Source organism: Spirosoma sp. 209 (assembly GCF_002006735.1).
Taxonomy (GTDB): domain Bacteria; phylum Bacteroidota; class Bacteroidia; order Cytophagales; family Spirosomataceae; genus Spirosoma; species Spirosoma sordidisoli.
In genome coordinates this window covers 1-5,502 of the sequence record NZ_MVEC01000037.1, presented here as the reverse complement: position 1 = coordinate 5,502, position 5,502 = coordinate 1, and the positions used below count along the sequence as shown (strand labels likewise).

At 55.9% G+C, this 5,502-nt stretch carries 4 protein-coding genes and 1 pseudogene; 4 read left to right on the top strand and 1 reads right to left on the bottom strand.

Annotated elements, in window-relative coordinates; genetic code table 11:
* The first annotated feature begins 175 nt into the window (after positions 1 to 175).
* A complete protein-coding gene (locus tag B1C80_RS27965; protein WP_077924514.1) occupies positions 176 to 1,156 on the top strand; it encodes an aldo/keto reductase in 981 nt (326 codons plus the stop codon).
* A 78-nt stretch (positions 1,157 to 1,234) separates the two neighbouring features.
* Here the strand turns inward: B1C80_RS27965 and B1C80_RS27960 are convergent, their stop codons facing one another.
* Positions 1,235 to 1,846: an outer membrane beta-barrel protein gene (locus tag B1C80_RS27960; RefSeq protein WP_077924512.1), complete on the bottom strand. Its 612-nt coding sequence runs from the start codon at positions 1,844 to 1,846 to the stop codon at positions 1,235 to 1,237.
* A 198-nt stretch (positions 1,847 to 2,044) separates the two neighbouring features.
* On the opposite strand from B1C80_RS27960, the gene B1C80_RS27955 reads away from it, so the two are divergent.
* The 3 genes and pseudogenes from B1C80_RS27955 to B1C80_RS27945 form a co-directional block, all read left to right on the top strand.
* The gene (locus B1C80_RS27955; protein WP_129606032.1) at positions 2,045 to 3,532 is read left to right on the top strand and encodes a circularly permuted type 2 ATP-grasp protein; all 1,488 of its coding nucleotides are present in this window, start codon (positions 2,045 to 2,047) and stop codon (positions 3,530 to 3,532) included.
* Between the two features lie 116 nt (positions 3,533 to 3,648).
* A complete protein-coding gene (locus B1C80_RS27950) occupies positions 3,649 to 4,629 on the top strand; it encodes a glycosyltransferase family 2 protein (RefSeq protein WP_077924511.1) in 981 nt (326 codons plus the stop codon).
* A gap of 145 nt (positions 4,630 to 4,774) precedes the next feature.
* A pseudogene (locus tag B1C80_RS27945) lies at positions 4,775 to 5,502 on the top strand (gliding motility-associated C-terminal domain-containing protein); the annotation flags it as partial.

The window sequence follows — 5,502 nt, the reverse complement described above, 5'->3', positions numbered from 1 at the left end:
GCGACGGGCCCCGACCATAACGAACCATGACTAGCCTCGGCATTCATGCCGGGGAACATTGAAATCAACACATTTGCCCCGGCATTTATGCCGGGGCCATTAAAATCAACACATCGCTTCCCCGGTACTGATGCCGGAGACATTTCAGATTATATCAACCATCAACTCATTTTTTATGCAGTTCCGAACCCTGGGGAAAACCGGATTTTCTATTTCTGAAATCAGTTTAGGCACCTGGCAGGTCGGTGGCAAATGGGGCGACCCGTTCAGCCACGAGAACGCTGATCACATCCTGAACGCGGCCGCCGATGCCGGTATCAATTTCATCGATACGGCCGATGTATACGGCGATGGGGAAAGCGAAAAAGCCGTTGGTCGACTCGTGCGGTCGCGGTCGGAGCGGATCTACGTGGCGACCAAGTGTGGACGCCGGCTACAACCCCACGTCAACGAAGCGTACCAGCCTGCTGCCCTGCGGAAGTTTGTCGACGACAGCCTGCGTAACATGGGCCTGGAAACCCTCGACCTGATCCAACTCCACTGCCCCCCCACCGAAGCCTATTACCGGCCGGAGTTGTTCGACGTTTTCGATCGACTGAAAGATGAAGGTAAAATTCAGAACCTGGGCGTCAGCGTCGAGAAAGTAGAAGAAGCGCTGAAAGCCATCGAGTACCCCAACGTCACTACCGTTCAGATCATCTTCAACCTGTTCCGGCAACGGCCCGCTGAACTGTTCTTCACCGAAGCCAAACGGCGTAACATAGGCGTTATCGTTCGGGTACCGCTGGCGAGTGGCCTGCTGACGGGCAAGTTTGACCAAAATACCACCTTCTCCCAGGATGACCACCGCACCTTCAACCGGCAGGGCGACGCGTTCGACAAAGGGGAAACCTTCTCGGGGGTAGATTACGAGACTGGCCTGGCCGCGGTCAACGAGCTGAAGACCGTATTCCCGAATGGCCTCGCCGTTGACGCCCTGCGCTGGATTCTCACCTTCGATGCCGTCAGCTGCGTCATTCCCGGCGCGTCGAAGCCGGAGCACCTGATCGCCAATATACAGGCAGCCGATCGGCCGGCCCCCTCGCCCGAGCAGATGGCTGCCGTAAAAAAAATCTACGACGAACGAATCAAAACTCCCGTTCACTACCTCTGGTAGCTCCCCTGAACAACACACCGCGCAGGAGCCCCGGTACAGGTAGTTAGCAGGAGACCTGTACCGGGGCTTAGCGGTTTGTCAGCGCCCCAGGAAAATCCGGAAGCCCACATTGAGTCCGATCGTGCCCGGTTCCCGATAACCGGTCGAGACCAGGCTGGTATTGACTACGTTGTTTTTGCGGTAGCCAAGCGATGCGTCGAGGCTGACGGTATTGTTGATGAAATAGGCCGCGCCTATCGATCCACCATAGGCAAACGAGCCCTGTTTGTACAGGTTTTCACCAACTCCGTTGAGATTGCGGGCCCGGTACCATTGCTGTGTATAACCAACCGTAGCATCGATAAACGGACGAAGTCTGGCCGAGCCAACGTAGTAGCGCACAAAAGGAGCCAGACCCAGCTGCGTATTTGTTATACTGTACTCAGTGTTACCGACTGTCGAAAACCGCGTCTGGTAATGCTGGTAGTTAACCGGTACAGTGAGACCTACAACCAGATTGTCAGCTACGAAGTACCCGGCCGATGGCGACACCGATACCGAAAAATTAGTTATCCGGTACGGTTTCTCGCCGGGCGAATAGGAGATGTTCCCGATCTGAGCGCCGACCGTCCAGCGCCCTTTTTCCGTTTGGGCCGTAGCCGATGATATACCCAGTACCAGCAGCATTAATGAACAGACTACGTTTTTCATACACTAGAGATTGATTGATGATCGGCACAAGAATACAGGCAAAATTTACTTGATCTATCGAATTAACATTATTTAATACATTCAGACAGGCTGTACTATGGGCAGTAAAAATTTGCACAAAACCAGCACGACTTAGGGTTCGTTTGGCGATGCGAACGGTTTGCCATATATTGTTGCTTTACTAATCAAAAACCCGCCATGCAGGAACAATCGCAGACGCTCAATGGCATGACCCAATCGCAGGGGCAGACATCAGCCAACTTCTCGTTTTCAGATTACCAGACCGAGAATTTCTTTGACGAAATGTTTGAACGCGACGAGCTGGTGCGGGCTGGTTACCTACCGTTTCAACAACGCGTTGAACAACTATCGCGCGAAGACATCATTGGTCGTCAGCATGCCGCCGAACGGGCGCTGATGAGCATGGGCATTACCTTCAACGTCTATTCAGAAGGCGAAGGCACCGAACGGATCATGCCCATCGACATTATTCCGCGCGTGATCGAATCGGCCGAGTGGGACCGGCTCGAAGCGGGGCTTATTCAGCGAATTAAAGCCCTCAATCTGTTCCTCGACGATGTATATAACGAACAGCGCATCCTGAACGACGGGGTTGTGCCGCGCGATCTGATCGAATCGAGCAAGTCGTTTCTGCCGACCTGCCTGGGCGTAAAGCCGCCCAAAGGTATCTGGTGCCACATTACCGGCACCGACCTGATCCGGGGCGAAGACGGGCAGATGATGGTGCTGGAAGACAACCTCCGCTGCCCGTCGGGGGTGTCATACATGCTCGAAAACCGCGAACTGACCAAGCAGACCTTCCCCGAAGTGCTGGCCCAGACGGGTGTTCGGCCCGTATCCGATTACCCGATGCGGCTGCTCCAGATGCTGCAGTACATTGCCGACCGGCCCAATCCGACGGTGGTTGTACTAACACCGGGCATTTACAACTCGGCCTATTTCGAGCACTCGTACCTGGCTCAGCAGATGGGCGTTGAACTGGTCGAAGCGCGCGATCTGGTCGTATCGGGCGGGTACGTGAAAATGCGGACCACCAAAGGATTCCAGATCGTTGACGTCATCTACCGCCGGATCGACGATACGTTCCTCGACCCCAAAGCGTTCAATCCCGACTCGATGATTGGCATACCGGGTATTTTCGAGGTGTACAAGAAAGGCCGCATTGCGCTGGCCAACGCGCCCGGTACCGGCGTGGCCGACGACAAGGTGATCTACGCCTACGTGCCCCGCATCATTCAGTACTACCTCGGCGAGGAACCCATCATCCCCAACGTACGGACCTACATCTGCCGCGAAGAAGAAGACTGCCAGTATGTGCTGGACAATATCGAACAGCTCGTTGTCAAAGAAGCAAACGAAGCGGGTGGCTACGGTATGCTGATCGGCCCCAAAGCCACCAAAGAAGACCATGAGCTGTTTCGCCAGAAGATCAGGGAAAACCCGCGTAACTACATTGCCCAGCCAACCATATCCCTGTCCCGGGTTCCCTGTCTGGTTGGCGATCATGCCGAAGGTCGTCATGTCGACCTGCGCCCGTATATTCTCTACGGCGACGGCGTCAACGTGATTCCGGGTGGGCTTACCCGCGTGGCACTTCGGAAGGGTTCGCTCGTGGTCAACTCCTCGCAGGGCGGGGGCGGCAAAGATACCTGGGTACTTTATTAGGTCACACGTTATGAGTGAGCAGCGATGAGTGAGTACCGAATGATCGTACTTTTGCCCCCGTGATCCCGTTCGTTCGTTAATACCGGTATCGCTCGTCACTCATAACGTCTCTCGTTTTGCCCGATTTATCGATCATCATTGTCAATTATAAAACTCCCCGGCTCATTATAGATTGTTTGCAGTCGGTGTATCAGCATACCAATGGCATTACATTCGAGGTCATTGTGGTCGATAACCAGTCGGGCGATGACAGTCAGGCGCAGGTCCAGGCCGTTTTTCCGCAGGTACGCTGGTATGACATGGGCTACAACGCCGGCTTTGCCCGGGCCAATAATCTTGGTATTCGCCAGGCCACGGGCCGTACCGTGCTGCTCCTGAACTCTGACACCCTGCTGATCGACAACCTGCTGGAACGCTGCGTCCGGGTGCTCGACCAACAACCCGATGTAGCGGCTGTTGGCGCTCACCAGCTCGGCCGCGACCGGCAGCTGCGCCCCAACCTGTACACCACCTTCGGGCAGATGCGCCGGGCTTTCTACATTATCCCCCCGACTCAGGCGGCCGAAAACTGGCTGAAACGACGACTGCCCGACCCCTCGTTCCCTGACCCGGCTCAGGTAGAATGGATTTCGGGGGCTTTTCTGATGACGCGGCCCGACACGATTGCCCGCGCGGGCGGGCTCGACGAGTCCTTTTTCATGTACGGTGAAGATGTGGAGTGGGGCTACCGGCTGGGCAAACAGGGCCGCCTGCTGCTGTTACCGGACTCAGCGTTCATTCATCTGGAGTACGGCAGCAGTACCGATCACCAGCAGCACGTGGTCACTCATATCAACCGGTTCAAACCGCAGGTGCAGGTATCGCAGCTCCTGTGGGTCCGGAAACAGTACGGCCCGGGGGCGTACCTCGTGCTGATTCTGCACTATATAACCCTGATTCCCATTATTTTTTTGGGCAAAATGGCGATCAACCTGCGCCAGCGCCAACCCCTGCTCGCCGACCTCGACAATCAGCGGGCGTTTGCGCAGCAGGTCGGTATCTTTTTGCAGTTCTTTTGGCCAACCCTGCTCAACAAGCCGGGGTTTTACAAAGTTTAACGGACGGAGCCGAAAACGGATACATACCTGCGCGTATACCGTCTCCGCACAGCCTCAATTTTTTACCAGCAGAAAAGCAGTAATTTCAGCCGAATATTTACACTTTCGGCAACTGAATTCGTTGTAAGTGAAATGGAATAACTCTATGCGCTTCTTATACTCGATCGGGCTGTTTGCCCTTTTTTTGGGCGCGGTCCTCTGGCCCACCGTTAGCCAGGCTACGCACGTGCGGGCTGGGGAAATCACTACCCGACGGATTTCGCAGACCACACTCACCTACGAAATTACCTTTACGGCCTACTACGACGAAACACCAGCCGGAGCCGGGGCCGCTGCCCAGGGAGAACGGTATACCATCTGCTTCGGCGATGGCACCTTTCAGGAAGTTCAACGCCTGCCCCGCGTCTTTATCAATAACCGAACCTCATCGATCAACACCTATCGGGTTGTTCACACTTATCCGGCAGCTAACCCCTACACCATCTCCGTAACGGTACCCAACCGGAACCGGGATACCAAAAACCTGCCCCCCGCCAGCCAGTCGGACCAGATTCGCTTTTTTGTGTCGAGCACCATTCTGATTACCCCCAACCTGGGTCTCAACTCGACGCCGATCATGCTCAATCCGCCCCTCGATTCGGCCCGGGTGGGGCAGCGCTTCTGCCACAACCCGGCCGCCTTCGATGCCGACGGCGACAGCCTGGCCTATCGGCTGAGCGTACCGCAGGAAGGGCTGCAGGATGCCGGTTGCCGCGGTCGGTTCATTCCGGCCTACCAGGACCCGACCCGCTTCAGCCGCACCTCCGAGACGGGTGGCACCCCCACCTTCCAGATCGACTCCCGCACGGGCGAGCTCTGCTGGGATGCCCCCGG

Coding starts and splice junctions, on each gene's coding strand:
- B1C80_RS27955 (WP_129606032.1), top strand. CDS start 2,045: ATGCAGGAACAATCGCAGACGCTCAATGGCATGACCCAATCGCAGGGG.
- B1C80_RS27960 (WP_077924512.1), bottom strand. CDS start 1,846: ATGAAAAACGTAGTCTGTTCATTAATGCTGCTGGTACTGGGTATATCA.
- B1C80_RS27965 (WP_077924514.1), top strand. CDS start 176: ATGCAGTTCCGAACCCTGGGGAAAACCGGATTTTCTATTTCTGAAATC.